General features: G+C 66.3%; 12 protein-coding genes and 1 pseudogene. 6 read left to right on the plus strand and 7 right to left on the minus strand.

The window, feature by feature from the left end:
* Positions 1 to 7 precede the first annotated feature (7 nt).
* Positions 8 to 349, minus strand: coding sequence for a hypothetical protein (locus AB0F52_RS26000; protein WP_360176102.1), 342 nt, complete (start codon positions 347 to 349; stop codon positions 8 to 10).
* An 88-nt stretch (positions 350 to 437) separates the two neighbouring features.
* On the opposite strand from AB0F52_RS26000, the gene AB0F52_RS26005 reads away from it, so the two are divergent.
* Complete coding sequence (locus AB0F52_RS26005) at positions 438 to 4115, plus strand: CHAT domain-containing protein (protein ID WP_360176105.1); 3678 nt, start codon at positions 438 to 440, stop codon at positions 4113 to 4115.
* Positions 4116 to 5324: 1209 nt separating this feature from the next.
* On the opposite strand, the gene AB0F52_RS26010 is transcribed toward AB0F52_RS26005, so the two are convergent.
* From AB0F52_RS26010 to AB0F52_RS26020, 3 genes are all read right to left on the minus strand, one after another.
* The gene (locus AB0F52_RS26010) at positions 5325 to 6455 is read right to left on the minus strand and encodes a tyrosine-type recombinase/integrase (RefSeq protein WP_360176108.1); all 1131 of its coding nucleotides are present in this window, start codon (positions 6453 to 6455) and stop codon (positions 5325 to 5327) included.
* A 323-nt stretch (positions 6456 to 6778) separates the two neighbouring features.
* Complete coding sequence (locus AB0F52_RS26015; protein WP_360176111.1) at positions 6779 to 7660, minus strand: VOC family protein; 882 nt, start codon at positions 7658 to 7660, stop codon at positions 6779 to 6781.
* On the minus strand, positions 7657 to 8829 hold the full coding sequence (locus tag AB0F52_RS26020) for an NAD(P)/FAD-dependent oxidoreductase (RefSeq protein WP_360176114.1): 1173 nt from the start codon (positions 8827 to 8829) through the stop codon (positions 7657 to 7659). Before AB0F52_RS26020 ends, AB0F52_RS26015 begins: the two co-directional genes overlap by 4 nt.
* Before the next feature lie 158 nt (positions 8830 to 8987).
* Between AB0F52_RS26020 and AB0F52_RS26025 the strand changes: the two genes are divergently transcribed.
* Positions 8988 to 9671 carry a TetR/AcrR family transcriptional regulator gene (locus tag AB0F52_RS26025; RefSeq protein ID WP_360176117.1) on the plus strand — a complete coding sequence of 228 codons (684 nt, stop codon included), beginning with the start codon at positions 8988 to 8990 and terminating at the stop codon, positions 9669 to 9671.
* 259 nt (positions 9672 to 9930) lie between these two features.
* On the opposite strand, the gene AB0F52_RS26030 is transcribed toward AB0F52_RS26025, so the two are convergent.
* A complete protein-coding gene (locus AB0F52_RS26030) occupies positions 9931 to 11199 on the minus strand; it encodes a site-specific integrase (protein WP_360176120.1) in 1269 nt (422 codons plus the stop codon).
* 247 nt (positions 11200 to 11446) lie between these two features.
* Between AB0F52_RS26030 and AB0F52_RS26035 the strand changes: the two genes are divergently transcribed.
* The gene (locus tag AB0F52_RS26035; RefSeq protein WP_360176123.1) at positions 11447 to 11782 is read left to right on the plus strand and encodes a hypothetical protein; all 336 of its coding nucleotides are present in this window, start codon (positions 11447 to 11449) and stop codon (positions 11780 to 11782) included.
* Positions 11783 to 13251: 1469 nt separating this feature from the next.
* Here the strand turns inward: AB0F52_RS26035 and AB0F52_RS26040 are convergent.
* Both AB0F52_RS26040 and AB0F52_RS26045 read right to left on the minus strand, forming a co-directional pair.
* Entirely contained in the window at positions 13252 to 13620 is a 369-nt protein-coding gene (locus AB0F52_RS26040) for a hypothetical protein (RefSeq protein ID WP_360176126.1), read from the minus strand.
* Positions 13621 to 14251: 631 nt separating this feature from the next.
* A complete protein-coding gene (locus tag AB0F52_RS26045; RefSeq protein WP_360176129.1) occupies positions 14252 to 15820 on the minus strand; it encodes an RHS repeat-associated core domain-containing protein in 1569 nt (522 codons plus the stop codon).
* Between the two features lie 15 nt (positions 15821 to 15835).
* Between AB0F52_RS26045 and AB0F52_RS26050 the strand changes: the two are divergent.
* The 3 genes and pseudogenes from AB0F52_RS26050 to AB0F52_RS26060 form a co-directional block, all read left to right on the plus strand.
* Positions 15836 to 16174, plus strand: a pseudogene (locus AB0F52_RS26050) (trypsin-like serine protease); the annotation flags it as partial.
* Entirely contained in the window at positions 16175 to 17053 is an 879-nt protein-coding gene (locus AB0F52_RS26055; protein WP_360176760.1) for a hypothetical protein, read from the plus strand.
* Positions 17054 to 18046: 993 nt separating this feature from the next.
* On the plus strand, positions 18047 to 19231 hold the full coding sequence (locus tag AB0F52_RS26060; protein WP_360176131.1) for a GDSL-type esterase/lipase family protein: 1185 nt from the start codon (positions 18047 to 18049) through the stop codon (positions 19229 to 19231).
* Positions 19232 to 20300: the final 1069 nt, after the last annotated feature.

The following is a 20300-nucleotide window of genomic DNA, read 5'->3' on the forward strand; positions in this document are numbered from 1 at the left end:
CACCGGACTACACGCGCCTCATGTCGCGGCCGAGCACCACACAGCGCGGCGGTGCCCCGGCGGGAACAGACTGGGCCTTCCGGTCGCACGCGCCGTCGGGACAGCCGAACACCTCTTCGTCAGCCTGCCCCGGCCCGGCGCCGGGGAAACCACCGCCGAGTCCGCGCGCCGCTTCTGATGTGCCAAGGAGCTGGCTCAGCAGCGGGAGGAACGGCCTGCGCGCGCGTGCTTCCTCCTCAATCCGGGCCAGCAGTGATCTGGTGCGCTCGGGCTGGGAACGGCATTCCTCCCGCAGCTCGGGCAGTTCCTCGCACAGTCCCGCCAACGCAATCCGCTCCGCCTGTTCCACACCAAACTCCGTTCCACACCCGATCACCAGAACATCGCCACGGTTCAGCGCTGCGTAACGAACCGCAGGCCAGCGCGATTACTGTAAGGTGCGGGAGCAACTTCTGGAAACGGTACAGCGACGCATCGGGGAGGTGGTCGACTCACACGATCCCAGTGGCGCTCTGGCACCTGACCTAGCGCAACTCGTCGAGGAACTCGTCGGCGCGGGCGAACCGGACCCCGCGGTGCACCACGTCGTCGGCTGGTACCACTGGCTTCGGGCGGCCGCGCTCCCTCAGGAAGAACAACAACAACCGATCCAGCTGGCGCTCCAGTGGCTGTGGCCCATCGCGGTCAACAAGCCTGAACTCGTTCCCGGCCCCGTTCTGGCCTTTCTCGCACCACGGCTGAACAACGTCGCTCTCAAGATCCGCGCGGAAGGACTGCACACCGGATCGATCGACCAAATCCGGCACACCACGTTCCTATATCAGCGCATCCTCGATGAAATTCCGGCGGACGACCCTCACCGCGGCACCTACCTGTGCAATCTCGCGATGGCGTTGCACGGGGTGCTGGACCTCGCCCCGGACGTCGACACGATCGACCTCCTGCTGCGCACGGGTCGAGCCGCGGTCGAGGCTTGTCCCGCCGGTCATCCGAACCGGGCCATCGCGCTCGACGAGCTCAGCCTGGCTCTGCAAAAGAAGGTCCTCCTCACCCGCGACAGAGCGCTGCTCGATGAAGCGGTGCGGGTCGGGCGTGCCGCGGTCGAGGCGAGCTACGCCACCGCCGACCAGGCCACCTGTCTGTCGAACCTCGGCGGAGCACTCAAGATGCTGTTCGACATCGACCCGACCGCCGGCACCGCGAAGGAACTGCTACAAGTCAGCCGAGCAGCGGTGACTCAGTCGCAAAAGGTGAAATATCTGGCGAACCTCAGCGGCGCGTTGACGATGGTGTTCTCCTGGAACGGCGATAAGGCGCTGCTCCCGGAGGCCGTCGAGGCCGCGCTCGCCGCTGTCGAAGCCACTCCCCCGGACCACCCGAGGCGGAGGCAGCGGTTGAGCGTGCTCGCGGACACCTTGAGCGAGCTGCTCGACCATAAGGCGGAACCAGAGCTGCGGCGACGCATGACCTTCGTTCGGCGGGCGGTTCGGTTGTCCGCAGAGGAAGCCCCGCTGCACGCCATGTTCCACGCCGATCTCGCCAGTGCGTTGCAGACCCTGTACGAGGAATACGGTGATCGGTCCGCGCTGGCCGAGGCGGTAAAGGTGGCCAGACACAATCGGGCGGAGTTCGATCACGACGACGAGAACTGGCAAGCCGGTCTGATCACGCTGACCTCGCTGCTCACGGCGGAGTTCGAGGTGGGCGGCGATGCCGCCGTACTGCAGGAAGCCGTCGAGGCGGGCCGGGAGGCGTGTTCGGTCGTCGGGACCGAGCACCCGAACGCCCTTTCGGCTCGGCTCAGCCTCAGCAACGCGGTGTTGACGCTGTACAAACAAACCGGGAAGCCGGACCTGCTGCGGGAAGCCGTCGAACGGGCGAGAGAGAGCATCTCGCTGTCGTCGGACGACAACAGGTTGGAGCCGTATACCGTTCTCTGCGCGGCTCTGCACAGTCACTTCGAACGCACCGGCGACGCCCAGTCGTTACACGAGGCGGTCGAAGCCGGTCGCCGCGCCGTCGAGCTGGAAGCGGCCGAGGGCAGAGCCCACCAATTCTCGAACCTGGGACTGGTGCTGCAGTCGGCCTACCGGCACCGCGCAGACGTCGATGCCCTGCGGGATGCCGTGCAGGTGTGCCGTTCGGCGGTGGAGCTGGCCAACACCAACGATCCGCGCTACCCGAACTACCTCACGAACCTCAGCATCTCGCTCGGCGACCTGGCCTGGTTAGAACGCGATGCGTCGAAGCTGTCCGAAGCGCTGGAGTTCAGTCGTGCGGCCGGGCAGGCGGCGCCAGCGACGCATGCCAACCAAACGCGCTACCTCACGAATCAGGCAGCCCTGTTGCACCAGCTGTTCGAGCTGACCGAAGACGACACCTACCTACACGAGGCTTTGCGGGCACAGCACCAGGTTCTCGACTGGACACCCGATCACCACCCGGATCGCGCGACCAGATTGATGAACCTCGGCAGCAGCCTCAACTCGCTCTACAAACTCACCGGGGACAAAGCTCATCTCAACGAGGAACGGCACTGCTACGCGGACGCTGCCTTCGCTATCTCCGCACCGCTGCAACACCGCCTGCGGGCAGCGCGACAGGCCGCGGAGCGCGATCTCAGGGCGGGCGATCCACAGCACGCGCTCGAAATGGCCGAGAACGTCGTCAGGCTCATTCCGCTGGTGACCACGCGCGAACGCTCGTCGGCAGACCGCGCCCGTCAGGTGACGGACTTCCGTGGGCTCGCCGATCTCGTCGCGGCCGCGGCGATCGCGGCGGGTCGGCCGGCCTATGCAGTGGAGTTGCTGGAGCAGACGCGGGGGCTGCTCTTCGCCGACGCGCTGGACATCCGCAGCGACCTCACATCGTTGCGCGACCAGGAAGCCCGGCTGGCGGAAGAGTTCGACGCGCTCGGGCAGGAGATCGAGCAGGCGGACCGGACTCCGACCACCGTGGCGCAGCGGGTCGCGCTGCACGAGCGCTGGGAGGATCTGCTCGGCCGCATCCGCGCGATGGACGGGTTCGCCGGGTTTCTGCGGCCGCCACCGATCGCGGAGATCATCCGGCAGACCGCGCAGGGGCCGATCGTCTACGTGACCGTGCACGGAACCAGCGGTCACGCGCTCGTCGTCACGGACACCGTGGAGCTCGTCGCACTCGACGGACTCACCCAGGACTGGGCCTACAACGAGATCAACGTGCTACGCGGGGCGATCGCGCAGACAATCAACGCCAAGCTGGCGCAGGTTCGCGCGGACGCCCAACAGGAGGTGCTCGCCGCGCTGGAACGCCTGTGGCACACCGTCACCGAGCCGGTGTTGCGGCATCTCGGACACACCGGTAAGCCGGCCGAGTGGCCGCGGCTGTGGTGGTGCCCGGTCGGCATTATGACGTTCTTCCCCCTGCACGCAGCGGGAAACCACGCGACTGACGACACCGTTATGGACCGGGTGATCTCGTCCTACACGCCCACGATCCGCGCGCTCGCCCACGCGCGTACGGACGTAGTGTACGAGCCGTCGACGTTAATCGTCGCCGCGCCCGCGCCGCCCGGTTTCACGCCGCTGCCCGGCGTCACCGAGGAAGCCGAGCACCTGCGCGATCTCATTCCTGGAGCCACGCTGCTGCTCGACGCCGAGCACGCGGACGTGATACGCCTGCTGCCTGAACACGGGATCGCGCACTTCTCCTGCCATGGGTCCGCCGACTGGACGGACCCGAACCGCAGCCAGCTATTACTGCACGACCACGCCACGCGTCCACTGACCGTAGCGGACATCGCCGGCTTGCGATTGCCCAGCGGATTGCTCGCCTACCTGTCCGCCTGCAGCACGGCCGACACGAGCCCAGAGCACGCCGACGAGGCGACACACCTAACCGGGGCGTGCCTGCTCGCCGGATTCCGAGCGGTTGTCGGCACCCTTTGGCCTGTCGGCGACGCCGCGGCCACCGCCATCACCCGGCACGTCTACGCCCGGCTCACCGACGATGGTACGGCCGCTCCCGATCCGGCACTCGCCGCCGAGGCGCTGCACCACGCCGTGCGACTGCACCGACGGAACGCGCACGAGCAACCGACCCAGTGGATCGCGCACGTCCACACCGGACGATGAGCTACAGCAGGCTGGCGTAGGCGCGCAGGCGGGACGGGTCTTGCACGTCGCGGTGCGCACGCAAAGCCCCATAGCGGCACGGGTTCCAGCCGCGGCACGTGCGTGATCAGTCCGTGGCCGTCGACGGGGCAACTCTGCTCCGAGTGGACGAACCTGCTGACCGCGGGGGTCGCGGACGGTCAGTAAGGCTACGCCGGTGTCCTCGGCGAACGCGGTCACGGCGGCGAGGTACGCGGCCTCCACCGGACCGTGGTCGCTCACCACGCGATAGACGTTTCGGTCGTCGCGATCGGCTGGGTCGCACTTGGTGATCCGATAGACGTAGGACGTACTCGTGATCGGCTAGGCCATCCCTCAGAAGCGCGGATGTTCGACTCGGTCACGCTAGCCGGACCACCACGCCCACACCCATCCGCATAACCAGCAACCCGAATGGACACGTCATGAGGCTGACCAAACGCGATTCCGTGCTCGCACTCCCTCCGACACCCCCGTGCGTCCACGGACGTCCGCTCGTGCCGCAGAGCGTGCGCCTCGGCAAGCGGCGCTCGGTAGCTCAACGCGGGGACCGGCCGCACCACTGACATAGCTCGTCAGTGCGGGTTCCGTCTACACGGCGCTGCTCGATTTGATCCCCGCTTGGCTGGCTCCAGCCCACCGTCATGTGCCGACCGCATGGTTGTTCGAAACGAACGCGGGCGGTCCTCTCACCAATTTCACCGGGGCACAACTGGGGCAAACCCCCTGTTACAACTGCACCCAACAACACATAGTTGCAAGCAACGGCGATCAAGCGCATCATCTGACTAGGCGATTCTCTATTGCCGCAGGTCAGAATCATGATCGAACCTCACTGGCAGTGAGGGGGTCAGGGGTTCGAGTCCCCTTAGCTCCACACTCTTGTAGAACCCCTTCGATCAGGTTGTTTCGGCCGGTCGGAGGGGTTTCTTCGTGTCCCGGGCCGATCTTGAGTGATCCACTTCGGCAGGTGCACCAGTGTCCCTCCTAGGGCGTTTCTGGAGCACCTCGCTCCGGGCCGCAGGACGTCTGGCGCCACGTTGCTGCTGCCCGTGGGCGGTGCCACTGACGCTGCCCCTCCCGCCAGCGGCGATGGGGGCAGCCGAACCTGCTCGGATGCGTTTTGTCGGCGGAGCCGTCTGCGGCCGACCTTGCCCTGCCGACTTCGACCTCGGCCCCTTCGGGTACGGGCTACGGGTCGGCCTTCTGCCAACGACGCTGCAGATCAGCCAACAGTCGCGTCTCCACCTCCGGCGCCACATGCGAATACACCTCCACCACCCGATTCGGCAGATGATGCCCCAACCGGCGAGCCTGCGCGATCTCCGGCGCACCCCCGGCGATCAGCCACGTCTTGTGGCTGTGTCGCAGCCCGTGGAACGTCAACCCGGGCCGGACCGCATACAGCCGCACCCCTGCCCTGCCGCCACCGTCGATCGCCGGCCGCAGCACCCGCCGGTCGAAACTCGAGCGCCACAGCCAGGTGCCACAGGCGTTGGTGAACACGAACTCGAACGGATGCGTCTCCAGATGCCGACGCAGCAGCCGGACCAGGAACGACGGCAACACGATCGTGCGGGCCGACGACGGCGTCTTCGGCGGCCCCAACCACCGCCTGCCCCGCGACTCGTGCAGGGAGCCGACCTCGGCGTCGACGACCAGCCGGCCTGCGTCCAAGTCCAGGTTGTCCCGGTGCAGGGCCACGAGCTCACCCCACCGACACCCCGTCCACGCCGCGGTGATCACCAGCAGGCGTGCCACCGGTCCCCCGAGCACACCGGCCTGGTTCGCGATGCGCAGCACCTGCTCCGGGCTCGCCCACACCCGCTCCGCCACCATCGCCCGGGACCGGCGGCCACGCCGACGGCGCTGCCGCACCGGATTGACCGGGATCAGCCGCTGCCGCACCGCATCGCCCAAGATCATCGACAACAGCTTCACCCGGCTCCCCACCGTCGCCGTCGCGTAGCCAGCCTCCCGCGACTCCTTCACCCACGCATCCACATCCAGCGCCGTGATCTCCTCCAGCGGCGTCGCGCCGAACCGGACGAGAACATGACACCGCAGGTAACTCTCGTAGTTGTCCACCGTCCGCGGATCCAGATCCTGAACCGGCAACCACCGCGCCACCCACGACCGCAACTCCAGCCGGCCACCCGCCGGGTCGATCCACATCTGCCGCCGTTGATCGGACTCCACGTCAGCGGCATGCACCTCCGCATTCCGGCGACTCGCGAACCCCGGCACCGACCCCACAGTCCTATCCGCACGGCGGTACCGGACCCGCCACGAAGCCTGACCCGTCTGCTCGACCCACGCCATGACGACCTCCACACCACCAGATCCCCGATAAGGCCGTCCCAGCATCACCCCAGACGCGCCCGAAGCCGACAATCAGATCCCGTGATCTTCCATCCAGCCATTCGAACAAGTCACAGGTTTCTGACAAGCGGCCGCGATGTGCCTCCCGCCGCAGCGCTTGCACGACTCACACCGCCACTCAAACGTCCTCTTCTGCCGATGAGAATGCGTTCTCGGGCGGCACCACCGAGGGGACCTCACCGGTCGTCGATGGTCGCGACGAGCATGAGAATCGACTGCCGCCGTGGTTAGACCACGGCAGGTCACCCGCGGGCGGCGTCCGATCAGATGGCGTTCGCGTTGAAGCGCAACAGGTTTCCCGACGGGTCGTGCACTTTCAGCACGTCCGCCGAGAGAGCATGGGGATAGTCGGCCGCGGAGAGCCGCTCGGCCAGTGCGCGCACGTCCTTCGCCGTAGGCAGCAGCATGTCGACGCCGACGAGGTGCGCGGTGTCCTCGGGGACGGGTTTTCCTCCGTCGGGGCTGAACCGGTTGGTGAGGACGAGCAGGGCTCGGTGGTCGGTCACCCCGATCGCGAGGAACATGTTCCCCAGCCTGCCCTGGACCTCGAAGCCGAGCAGGTCGGTGTAGAAGGGCTCGGTGGCCTCGAGTTCGGCGTCGGTCACCTTGAGCTGGACGTGCCCCATCTCGGTCCCCGCGGGCAGTCCCGTGAACGGCTCGTCCGCGCCGGGTTCGTTGGTGAAGTCCTCGAGCTTCATCGGATCCGCGACGACTGCCGGCTGGTCGCCCTGCCAGCGCCACTCCTCGCGCGGGCGGGCGCAGGTGACCTCCACGCAATGACCGTCCGGGTCCACGACGTAGCAGGAATGCGCGACGCTGTGATCCGCCAGCTCGAACTCGGAGTGCTCGGCCGTGTAGTGCTTCACGAACCGGGCCAGGTCGGCGGGCGTCGGCACCTGGGGTGCGAAGTGGCTGAGCCCCGGGCTCGAGGCCGGGGGAAGGCCCGCGCCAGGCAGCTCCCGCAGGACGGCGAGCACCCGTCCAGGGACCCCCATCCACGCACTGCCCGCCTCGTGGTCAAGGACCTTCAGGCCGATGGACCGCGTGTAGTAGTCCAGGCTGCGGTCCAGGTCGGCGACCGTCAGTTCGACGGCGCCCAGCGTCAGGTTCGCGTCCAGCCGACTGGTCGTCCCGTTGGTCGTCATTTCTTGTTCTCCTTGTTCGTGCCGGCGAAAAGGCGCTCGAACGGTTTGGTCAGGGTCGACAAGACGGACATACCCTTGAAGAACATGATCATCTTCATCGGTCGGCCGTCGACGAACATCAGGTCGAGACCTCTCTGCGACCCCGCGGCCGATTTGGCGCCACGCGGGAACATCGTGTTCTCGTAACGGGTGAGGGCGGTTTCGACGTCGGAACTGCCGAGGATCTCCCGTGCCAGGTCGGCGCCGTCGATCAGCGCGATGTTGGCGCCTTCGCCCGCGAACGGGGACATCAGGTGCGCGGCGTCGCCGACCAGGGTCACGCCAGGCACCCGCTCCCAGGTGAGACCGGTCGGCAGCGCGTAGATCGGCCGGGGCCAGATCGCGCCGTCGTCGCACTCGCGGATCAGGTCGGTCAGAGCCGGGACCCAGTCGGAGTACTCGCGCAGCAGCCCCGCACGAACGGATTCCGGTTCGCGCCAATCGATACCGCAGTCGGCGACCCAGTTCTCGGGGACGCGCAGCCCGCAGCCGAACGCGATGGTGTTCCCGCCGTGCCCGCCGATGTACCTGTTGTCCGACAGCGCGAAGAAGTTCCCCCGCCCGGTGAGTGCGAGCGCGTCCGGATGTTCGGCCACCGCGTCGGCCAGGCGCATCTCGACCAGGGTGATTCCGGTGTAGCCGGGCTTCGCCGGAGTCAGCAGGGGCCGGATCCTCGACCACGCGCCGTCCGCACCGACGACGAGATCGGCGCGGATCGCGGAGCCGTCCGCGAACTCCAGCGCATGCCCCACCGCGACGGGCCGCGCGGCGACGACCTTGCGCCCCCAGTCGATCGTCCCCGGCTTCAGCGACTCGACGAGCAACTGCCGCAGTTCCGTCCGATCGATTTCCGGCCGGCCACCGCCACCCGCCGGTTCGCGCCTGTCGACATGCACACGCCCGGTCTTGTCGAGCAGGCGCACGTCCTCGCCGCCGACGTGCGTACGAGCGCGAAACTCCTCGTAAAGGCCGGCTTCCTCGAGCGCGATCTGCCCGCTGTCCTCGTGAATGTCGAGCGAGCCGCCCTGCTGACGAGAATCCGGTGTGGCGTCCGCTTCGTAGACGGTGACGGGTATTCCGTTCCGCTGGAGGATCCGGGCGCAGACGAGACCGCTCAGGCCCGCGCCCACTATGGCGATAGTGCGTGTGGACATGCTGGTTCACCCCTTTCCTTGTGGAGAGAACGTTTCCGTGGCCGGCACCGCGACGGTCACCCGACGAACAGTATTCGTGACGAACTCTGTTCGTCAAGTTGACGAACAGAGTGCGCGGCGAATAGCGTTTGCCGGTGCCCCCGCGTGATCCCTTCGGCGCCCCCGAGGTCCAGAGCCGCCGCACCCGACCGGCGAAACCGCCGCTGAGCCGCGACGCGATCGTCGAGGAGGCGCTGCGCCAGATCACTGCGGAAGACGGCGGCGCCATGAGCCTCCGCAAGATCGCGAAGGCCCTCGACACGGGCCCGGCCTCGCTCTACGCCTACGTCAACGACCTGACTGAACTCCAGGCGCTCGTGCTCGACCGCGCGCTGGAAGCCGTCAAGGTCGACGGGGCAACGGGCTCATGGCGCGACCGGCTCGAAGAACTCCTCCGCTCCTACGCCGAACTCCTGGTGGGCAGCCCGGCTGTCGCCCTGATGGCCTTCCGGACCACCGCCGTGGGACCCAACGCGCTGCGCATCGCCGAAGCCCTTCTCGAAATCCTCGCGGAAGCCGGCGTCGACCAGGCGAATGCGGCCTGGGCCATCGACATGCTGACCATGTTCGTCACCGCGGTCGCGGCAGAACACGCACACGGCTCGGACCCGGCAGCACCGGACGGCCCCGTCGCCCAGGCGATCAACCGCGCTCCGGCGAACGAGTACCCCCGCGTCCACGCCGCACGGAACGAGATCATGTCCGGCACCGGCGAGCAGAGGTTCGCATGGTCGCTCGACGTCCTCATCCGCGGCATCCTCTCGCGCGCGCAGCCCTGAGCAGCCCGAACGATCCAACGACCACTAGCGACAGCTCACTTCATGTCACGAAGTGCAAGCCAGACCGTTTCCCGGTGCGGCTGATGACCGGTACGCGCTCACTGTCCCGAGACACAAGTCGGTCAAGCCCCAGCATGGTAGAACACACAGTTGCAAAAAACGGCGATCAAGCGCACCATTCCACTAGGCGATTCTCTATCGCCGCAGGTCAGGGCCATGATCGACCCTGGCAGGGAGGGGGTCAGGGGTTCGAGTCCCCTTAGCTCCACATCGTAAGGAACCCCTTCGTTTCAGTCTTCCGGGCTGGTCGGAGGGGTTTTCTGCATTCCCAGTTCGATCTTCGGTGATCGGATTGCGGTGCGATCTTGTGCTCCTGGTGGGGCAGAACTGGAGCACCGCCCCACTCTCGATCCGGCGTCGGCGCGGTGTTCCCGCTGCTCCCGGGTCCGGCCGTCGGGTGACCCCCACCGTGGCGAAGAGGGGGACAACCGGCCCTACCCGCCCCCCCGTCGACCACACCCGGTGACGGTGTCGGCGGTGGCGGGGCCGCCGTGTGCCAGCGGCGCTCGAGATCATCCAGCAGCCGCTGCTCGACCTCCGGCGCGACGTGGGAATAGGTCTCGATGACCCGGTTGTCCAGATGATGGCCAAGCCGCCGAGCCTGGGCGATCTCCGGCGCGCCGCCCGCGATCAGCCAGGTCTTGTGACTGTGCCGCAGCCCGTGGAAGGTCAACCCTCGCCGGACCGCCTCGCAGCCCGCCTTCATTCCAGACGCGTCGCTGCCGTCGACCGCGGGGCGGAAGATCCGCCGCAGGAACGTCGAGCGCCACAACCACGTCCCGCTCGGCGTCGTGAACACGAACTCATACCGGTGCCGCGAGAGGTGCTCGCGTAGCAGCGCGACCAGGAACGGCGGCAGCGCGATCGTCCGGGCCGAGGCCCGGGTCTTCGGTGGCCCGAGCCAGCGCATCGACCCCGACTTGTGCAGCGCACCTACCAGCGGATCGATCACGATCACGCCGCGTCCGAGATCGACGTTGTCCCGGTGCAGGCCGGCCAGTTCACCCCACCGGCAGCCGGTCCACGTCGCGGTGATGATCAGCAGCCGCGCGATCGGCCCACCGAGGACACCGGCCTGCTTGGCGATCCGCACCACCTGCTCCGGTGTCGCCCAGACCCGCTCCGGCACCGCCCGCCGCGACCGCCGACCCCGACGCCTCCGCCGCCGCACCGGATTGAACGGAATCAGCCGCTCGTCAGCGGCATCGGTCAGCAGCATCGACAACAGGTTGAGCTGCGAGCTCACCGTCGACGGGGCGTACCCGTCCCGTTCCAGCTCCCGAGCCCACTCGGTCACACCCAGCGCCGTGATCGCACCCAATGGCATGTCCCCGAACTTCGGCAGGATGTGACACCGCAGCCGACTCCGGTAACTCTCGATCGTCCGCGGATCCAGATCCAGCGATCGAAACCATCGCACCACCCAATCCGCCACTGTGACCGCACTGTCGACCGGATCGATCCACACCCGCCGACGCCGATCCACCTCCAGCCCCGCGGCATAAGCCGCAGCATCACGCCGCGAACCGAACCCGGAAACCGACCGAACACCGAAACCTTGCCGCCGATACCTCACCCGCCACGACCTGCTCCCACACTGCTCCACCCACGCCACAACGACCTCCACACCTGGATGAGACCAACGAGGCGTCGGCCCCAACAGTGGAGTTCCCCGGCGCAGACATCTCCAGCCTCCGCCCTCAACAACGACGCAGGTGCCGACCGGCATCCAGATGCACAGACCGCGAGGACCGGTCCGCACGCACTCTCAGGCCGACGAGCGGACGGGCTCGGCTGCGTCCTGCAACTGCCTCCTGTTCGCTCCGCAAGGTGCCCAGGCGATCTCGGTCGTCGAGGAACGGACCGCCATGATGTCCAACCTCGATCCCATCCTCAGGCGCCTCGCCGAGTGGTGCGAGCGGCAAAAGGTCGTCGTGAACGTGCTGCGCGCCGCCGCGCTCACGGGTGCCGCAGCGAGCCTGCTCGAGGCCGGTGCCGCGGTGTTCAATCCGGCTGGTGGACTCGGGCCCGGCGGGTTCGCCGGCAGTTGAGGAGGCCGCCGTTGTTCGGGCCAGGCCGCCGGCCGCGTCGGTGAATGCGGCCGTGCTCGCTGTCTCGGCGGCCGCCATGGCGGCCGGCGGAGGCACAGCCGCGCCGCCCGCGCCCTCCGGGGCGGGGCCAGCGGTGGTGGTAGTCCTGACGACCAGCCCAGTAAGCGACGTCCGGCTGGTCACAAGGGCCAGGCACATAGGGTGGCCCGGAAGCAGCAGGCGGACCTGGCCGGGTGTGTTCGCATTGTCCAAGACGATCAGAAGCGCTTACCGGCGAGCAGCGACCGGTACAGGCCGGCTTGGCTCTCGATCCCGGCGGGGATTATCTCGGCCGGCACGCCGAGCGCCTGGAGGAATCCTTCCAGGGCCTCGCCTGGGGACAGCGGATCACCGGTCCGTAACCGCGGAGGTTGACGAAGAGGGTTCCGGCGGGAAAGCGACGCTCGACCGTGTGCGCCCAGTGCAGCGCAAGCATCGTCTTGCCGACGCCGCAGGTTCCGTTGACCGCAGTTATAACCACAGTCTGTACCCTGTCGTCCTGGTCGCCAGCAGGTAACTGCTCGCTCAACAACGCCAGTTCGTTCCGCCGCCCAGTGAAGTCGGGCATGACCGGTGGGAGCTGCCGGGGCACGGCAGGGTCGACCACCACCGGTTCGCCTCTGCCACGGACAACTGCTGAATCGTTCCGGCCTGCACCACCGAGCCGAGATCATGACCACGGGCAACATTCCAAGTGTGGGCACTGGTGCTCCATGGCAGTGGTCATGCCCCTCTTGGCAATGCATCGCGTTCCGCGAATCCCTGGTGATCGCCTCGGCTGCTTCCGTCCGCGCCGCTGAATTTGGTGAACTAGGCGGGTCAGACTTCGGCACCGTTACAACCGATCACCGTCCGTAAATATTTTCACTTGTGCGGCAGAGCGGTCGTCCGCCGGGACTTCCGGTCATGCCGAAAGGTGGCCACTGAGCAGCCGCTGCCGCGCCGATCCTCTCCGATCCGATATATGCCGGACGGCCGTTGATTTGTAGCACCATGCCGGTCGGGTCGATTAACGACACCGGACTGTTGCTGCCGCAACTGTAAGCGTTCACGCCTGCGGGTCGCCCGTATCCAGCACCGGGTCCGCGGTCATGAACCGCCCGGTCAGCGGGTCGTAGTCACGAGCGCCGATGTGTCACACCCGTGGCGTTCTGGCAACCGCCGAGGAACCTGTTCTTGTCCGGTCAAGCCGACGGCAGTGTCCCACGGTCACTGCCTTAGGGCTCCCGCCAGCGCTTGCACGGCGTCAGTCCGCCGCCTTCACCGTGGCGTAAGCCGCGCCGTGGTGATCAGCCAGCTTCCAACTCAGGCCACCCGAACTCGTCCGCGTCGCAATGACATGACCGTAGGTTAACCCGCCGATATCCGACTTTGCCTCAGCCCTGTATCTCCACCACTTCCGACACCGCGCCGGCGCGCCAACCAGTCGATTAATGATCGGGGAAAGTCAAGCCTATCTCGGTCATTGCTTTACCCAGCGAATCATTATCTCCCAATTCCGGAAATCTCACCAAAAGCGAGCAGAGAAGATCCTGCAAACTGGTCAAAGATATAGCTAGCAGATCTCGATAAGAAACCTCCTGCTCGTTCGATGAATATGAGCAGGAAACTTGCACTAGATCGTCTCTTGGCTGAAGCTTGATCCAATCACTATCATCCTGGAAGTCAACCGTCGATTCTCCATTGACAGGCAACTCTCGAACAGTCCGATAGAACGCGATAGCGTACCCAAGCGTTGCGATCCAACCAAAATTAGTCCTGAAGCTAACCCCATTCAGCGAGAGGTCGAGGTCACCCATGAAGCAGGAGAAGAACAGTTGGTAGCCTGGAGCCGTCGACAAGTCCAGCCCCAACTCCGGACCCTCAAACCCAGGATTAGTTGACAGTAGATAGGCCGCACTAGTCCCAACCATGCCGCCAGTTCTCCTATCTCAAAATCGGAAATGCCGTGCCCAGGTTACCGGCATTATCAACAAATACGCGAATCCACGAGGTCGGCACTCCGTCCACAGTACCAAATCCAGGAATTCCCGTGTCGTACTCGTGAATATGCATCCCCGGAATCCTTCCGGGGCCCACTAGCGTATCCTTATTCACACCAGCCATCACTTGGTCAATGACATCCTCTGGCGAGGTGCCAACTCCGAACTTACTCGCCGTACCGTTTGCAGATCTTGCGGGGGTACCGGAGCCGTGAAGCCTCCATATGTGGCCATCCTTTGCGCCGGAGACCCGATCTGCTACCTGCCACGGATCTCCCAGACCGCCGCAGTTGTGAACGAGAACTGGCGTATGACCAGCGAGTACATAGTACGTGTGAACTGTCTCGACAATAAGGTTGAAGGTGCGATTTGCCCAGTCTAACGACGCACGGATCCGACAGTGACGAGGCCAGCGCCCGGCGTGGAGAGCAGGTCACCGACCTCGAGGTCAGCCGCGTCGGTCCAGGCGTGGTGCGATGCGTTCCAGAAGGGGTAGTGGGCTGCCGTACCGACGGTCCGCGGGTTCGGCTGATATTTGCACCGTGATGTCGACGAAGTCGTGGTCGTCGTCGGTGATGTGCAGCGCAGTCACGACATGTCGTTGAACGAGGCGGTCCGCGGGTTCGGCGTTGGCGACTTCGTCGCCGACCTTGACCTTGGCGATGGGCTTACTGGTGCCGTCGGCCATCAGGACCGGTGTGTCGCCGGTGAAGCTGTTCATACACCGTGCTGCAGCGCCCTCACCGCGGGCCGCCGCGGCTGCGATCTTCGCTGCGGTAGCCGATGCTCCGAGGTCCCCGAGAGCGCCGGCGCCGACACCGCCAGCAATGGCACCACCCGCCGCGACCGATCCTTCGATACCCGCGACCGCCCCGGCGACGAACTCGCCACCGAGGCGGAACACCGCCCCCCACGGGATGAGGAGCGTCAACGCCATGATCGCTCCTTCGACCGAGGGCGGCCCATCGTGCTCAGGACGTGTTTCACATTCGCTCAAGTCGGAAAATTCAGAGCAGAACGCCGCTCTAAATTGGTCATAGTCCGGCGGACGCCGGTCCGGTGGCTCGAGCGACCAGTTGGCGAACTGGGTCTCCCAGCGCGCTCGTCGTTGCTTCGGCGTCAACTCATGATTCTCTTTGCCGACAAAAGCGGGATACGTGGGAGGAGTTTTGTGCGTCACGGCGACTGCCCAGTTTCGGGCGACACCGTAGTTGTACTGGCAAGCACGCGCCCATTTCGCCGGGCTCATCGAGCTCATCGCGTCCGAACCGATATAGGCTGGTCGGCCGTCGATCTGCAGGACCATGCCGGTCGGGTCGCTGAACGACACCGGACTGTTGTTGCCGTAACTGTAGGCGTTCAGCGCCTGCGGATCGCTCGTGTCGAGTACCGGGTCTGCGGTCATGAACCGCCCGGTGAGCGGGTCGTAGTCACGGGCGCCGATGTGTGTCACGCCCGTGGTGTTCTGGTAGCCGCCGAGGAACCCATGCTTGTCCGGCCACGTCGACGCCGTCGTCCCACGGTCACCACCGTAGGGGTCCTGCCAGCGCTTGCTCACCGCCAGGTTCGCCGCGTCGACCGTGGCGTAGGGGGTTCCGTGGTGATCGCCCAGCTTCCAGCTCAACCCGCCCGAACTCGTCCGCGTCGCAATGACCTGGCCGTTGTAGCTGTAGAACCGGGTACCGGATGCGAAAAAGCCACCGGTGGGAACCCACAATTCCGTGTCGCCGATTGACAGGGTCGTCCCGGACGGGTCCTTGGTGATGAGGAGGTTTCCGTCGGCGTCGTAAAGGTATTTGCTTTCGGCGCCGTTGGCTTCTTTTGCGGTGGCGACGTGGCCTTCGGCGTCGTAGGTGAACGTCTGCGCGGATCCGGTGGGGCCACGGGTCTCGGTGCTGCCCGTGTCCGTGTAGCTGTAGTTGGTTTGTGTCTTGCCGTTCGGGCCGTCGGTGGTGACGGCCTGGACCGCGTGCGGGCGCTTCTCCCCGGGGGCGGGATAGGTCGAGTTGGTCGTCACGTCCCCGGCGGCGGTGTGCTGGACCTGCGTCTTGCGGTTTCCGGTGTCGTCGAGGGCCCAGGACGTCCAGTACGGTGCCGAGCCACCGATACCGGCCTTGGTGGGCTGGGCCGCGCAGTCACCGGACGAAGGGGTCCATGCTTCGGTGAGGCGTTGCAGGTAGTCCTGCCGGAAGCACTGGGTGTCCGCCGGGTCTCCGGGTGGGGTGTCGGCGATCTTGGTGGTGTTGCCGACCGCGTTAACGGAGTCGATACGTGCAAGGGCGACGCCGGGGGCCCGGCCTTCACCGAGACCGGCGGCCAGCCTCAGCTCCTGGGGATCAGCAGCACCTCGTGGCAACACGGTTGCACGACTGTGACGGAGACCCGGCAGGGCAGCACCGAAACCCGCGTCGACGATCTCGCGGACTGGATCCGGCAGATCACCTACTCCACCGATATCGTCCTGACCGGTGCCTGGGTGGCGCGGCTGCAGAACGGCTCCGCCTACCTCAAAGACGGTGACGGCGCCTGGAGCCTGCAGTGGGACGGCCACAACAACCCGGTGACCAAGGTCCGGGTCGACGGCACTCGCGTCGGTGTTCTCCTGGCCAACGGCGACCTCTGGGTCAAGGACGACGCGCTGCCCAACCTGAGCTGGCTCCATGAATCCACCGACATCACCGACTTCGGCCTTTCGGGCCAACGCCTCGCCGCCGTCCACAACGGAAACGTCTACATCAAGGACGGAAACCTCCAAGGCAGCTGGACCACTCCATGGGACACCCAGCGAGGTACGGTCGCCACAGTTCACGTCGACGGCACCCGAATCGGCGTTCTCCTGACCAACAGCGAAGTCTGGGTCAAAGACGACACTCTCCCCAATCTCGGCTGGCTCGCCGAGATCGACGCAACCACCGACTTCGCTCTCTCCGGTCAACGCTTCGCCGCCGTTAAGAACGGAAACGTTTACATCAAGGACGGCGACCTCCAAGGCGGCTGGACCACCCCGTGGGACACCCAGCGAGGTACGGTCGCCGCCGTCCGTCTCGACGGCACCCGGATCGGTGTCCTCCGGACCAACAACGAAGTTTGGGTCGAAGACGACACTCTCCCCAACCTCGGCTGGCTCGCCGAGTCCGACAAGACAACTGCCTTCGACCTGGCCGGCAACCGCATCGGAATCGTCCGGACAGGGCAATGCCGCGTCCAGAGCGGCAACCTTCAGGGAGCGTGGACAGACCTCGGTCAATAGCCGAGACACTGGGCGGTGTCGTCGTGCCCACGACGACACCGCCCATGGCGCACCCAACATGAGCTGAACGGCGACAAGGTGACCAGGCGAGTCGGTCCCAACGGTCCACACCACTGCCCTACCTCGCCCGGCACGACATCATCCGCAGCGATGCAGAAGGCGGCAATTGTCGGCTTACAAGGAAGATCGGTTAGCGCGTGAGTGCGCGAACGAGTCGATGCGGCCGTTGACCTCGTCGGCGGTCTGGTGGAGCACCGTCCCAGCGCCATCAGCATCTCCCAGCAGGACCGGGGCCGGCCCGCCGACTCGCCGCAGCAGTGCCACTTTCGCCCGATCCGAGCCGGTAGCGGAAAGGTCGTGGTCTCGATCGACCGGCGCGAAGATTTCGCATCGATATAAGCCTCATACCGGGCGCATCAAGACCCGTCAACCGCCATTTGCACTATGGCCGATATCACAACACTGTTTCGCGGAGTGATGTTTTAGTCTGTCGGTGCCACGCGCGACTGGCCATGCATCCTGCCAGGGCCGGTCGTGGCGATTTGTCGCAATTGCGACATAGCTGGGGGAATCGAAGAGGACGAGCAAGTGCATTTGCTTCATCGGACATCTTTGTCATCGTCGCCATCGCGGCCAATGACGACAGCCTCGCCGGCCCGCGCGATGGATTGGTCCTGAACGGTGGGTGGGTCGCCGAAGCGTGACCCTCTAGGCCTGTGGGGCCAGCCCAGACTGGGGCTGGCCCAGGCGACGCGTACAGCTTGCCGCCACGGCAACGTTGATGCGCAAGCGGTCACGGATCGCTGCCATTCGTTGGATCCGATGTGCCCGGCGGCGGCGGTAAGCCCAGTGTTGTTGATCACACCGCGTTCTCATTCACCGAAAGTGCTTGCGCACCAATGGTGAACCCGAACGAACCGCACCTATACCGTTACGAACTGGGAGCAGTTGTTGAACCCGTGGAGCAGAAGTATCGGCGTCAGCCTGGCTGCGTTGACCGCCGTCGCGTGCGCGGCCGGGTCGGCATCCTCGGGAACCACCGACACCAAGTGGATCGCCGCCTGGGGCACTGCCATGCACGAGGCGATGCCGCTGAACGCCTCGAACTTCAGTTGCCGCAACGCTGAACGCGTCAGCGCGGACGGCACACAGATCCGCATCCGACTGACCAACCAGTTCGTCCGCACGCCCACCACGTTCAACCGCGTCACTGTCGCGCAACGCGACACCGACAGCACCATCGTCCCCGCCACCCTGCACGAGGTCACCTTCGGCGGCCAATCCGTGGTCACGATCCCGGCCGGCGGCGAGGTGTTCAGCGACCCGGTACCCATGCCGGTCACCGCGGGCGAGCAACTCGCGGTCAGCGTGTACTCCGCCGGATCCGTCACCGAGTACCCCAACCACGAACTCGGGCTGATCGGTGAGTACTGCACCGACTTCGGCGGCGGCGCCGGAGACCACACAGGTGATCCCGGCCCGTATCCGGGCCGCGGGATCAACGTGGCCTGGGTTTCCAGCATCGAGGTGGCTGGTGGTCACACCACCGGCGCCGTAGCCGTCCTCGGTGACTCGATCGCTGACGGAGCACACGCCACTGTCAACACCTTCAGCACTTGGCCGGACGTGCTATCGCGCAGGTTGCAGGCCGTGGGCACGCCGCTGTCGGTCGTCAACGAAGGGGTCGCGGGGAACGCCCTGATCACCCCCGGAGGAGTCGGCCCGACCGGGGCACAACGGTTCGACCGGGACGTACTCGGCCACAACGGCGCTCGAACGGTGATCATCGCCGAAGGCTCCAACGACCTCTACCTGGGCACGGACGCCGCCACCCTGATCGACGGACTCAAACAGCTGGCCGACCGGGCACACGCCGCCGGCTTACGGGTCGTCGGTGCCACTGTGACCCCGCGTCGCGGTGGGTGGTTCGGCAACGACGACGCCAAGGACGCGAACCGTGTCCAGGTCAACCAGTTCATCCGCACCGACAACCACTTCGACGCGATCATCGACTTCGATGCGATCATGCGCAACAACGACCCGAACTACCCCAACTCCGGCGCACCCGACTACCAGAACTGGCTCAACCCCACGTGGGACAGCGGCGACCGCATCCACCCCAACAACAGCGGCTACGCCGTGATGGCCAACTCAATCGACCTGTCCACCTTGAACTGAACGGATTGCGGACTGCGCGCCTCTGTCGGCGCCGTGGGCCGGGTTCGTTGACGCTTCGCCGTTGCCGCCGCGTCGGGCGCGGTGGCGGTCGGGGCTGGTGCGCCGATGGCGGCCGTCTTCGCGGGCGGTCAGGCCGGCGAGGTCCACCTCGGGCGTGGCGGCGTTGCCGATCGGGCTGTTCCGCTCCCGCGCCGCGACCGCCCGCACGGGCCTGTCCGCGTCAACAGCGGTCTCCGGCTGAGTCGATACACGCCCTGCTGACCGAGCTGCGCGTTCTGCACCGAGAGCGACCGGAGGCTCTGGACACGGACCTGCCGGAGTACGGATTGATCCCGATCACCGGCGGCCGGAACAACCGCGTCTACCGCTGGAGCAGCCCGCGCGGCCCGGTGTGCCTCAAGCTCTACCGCACCGACAAGCGCGACCGCGCCCGCTGCGAATGGACAGCCTCCGGCACCTCGCCGACCACGGCGTCAACGCCGCGTCCACGGCGTTGTGGCACGACTCGCATCCGGAACTGCCCGCCGTCGGCTTGAGGTTCGTACCCGGACGGCCCATGACCGCGCTGGACAGGCCGAGCACCGCCCTGGACCAGATCCGCCAGGTTCCGCTCGGACCGTTCGCCAGCCTGGGACGACTTCATCAGCACCATCTACGCCCCTGGACTGGGAATTCGCAGGACACTCCGACGCCGCCTACGACGTGGCGGAACTCATCGAGCATCCCAGCGCACGTGCGATCGACGACGACTTATGGCTCGCGCTCCTTCCCGAGCTCGGGGTCAACGACGGCCAGGCGCGCCGCCGATTCGTCGCCGCGCCGCACCGCCGCCCTGCGCTGGCTGCCGCCGTCCGCGTTCGCGTACGTGTTCAGCGACTCGCCGGCCGCGATCGTCAGGTGGGCCGACCGATCGCAGCACTGGGCGGCCGGTCACCTGGTCAAGCCGGTCCGCGCGATCCCGGGCGTGGTCGTGGCGATCCCGTCGGCGCTGATCACCTTGGTGTGGTCCGCGGGCTGTGGAGCTGACCCGTGCCAGGCGGATCGGCCGCGATGGGGGCTCGTGTCGGTC

Source organism: Amycolatopsis sp. NPDC024027, from assembly GCF_040638975.1.
Taxonomy (GTDB): domain Bacteria; phylum Actinomycetota; class Actinomycetes; order Mycobacteriales; family Pseudonocardiaceae; genus Amycolatopsis.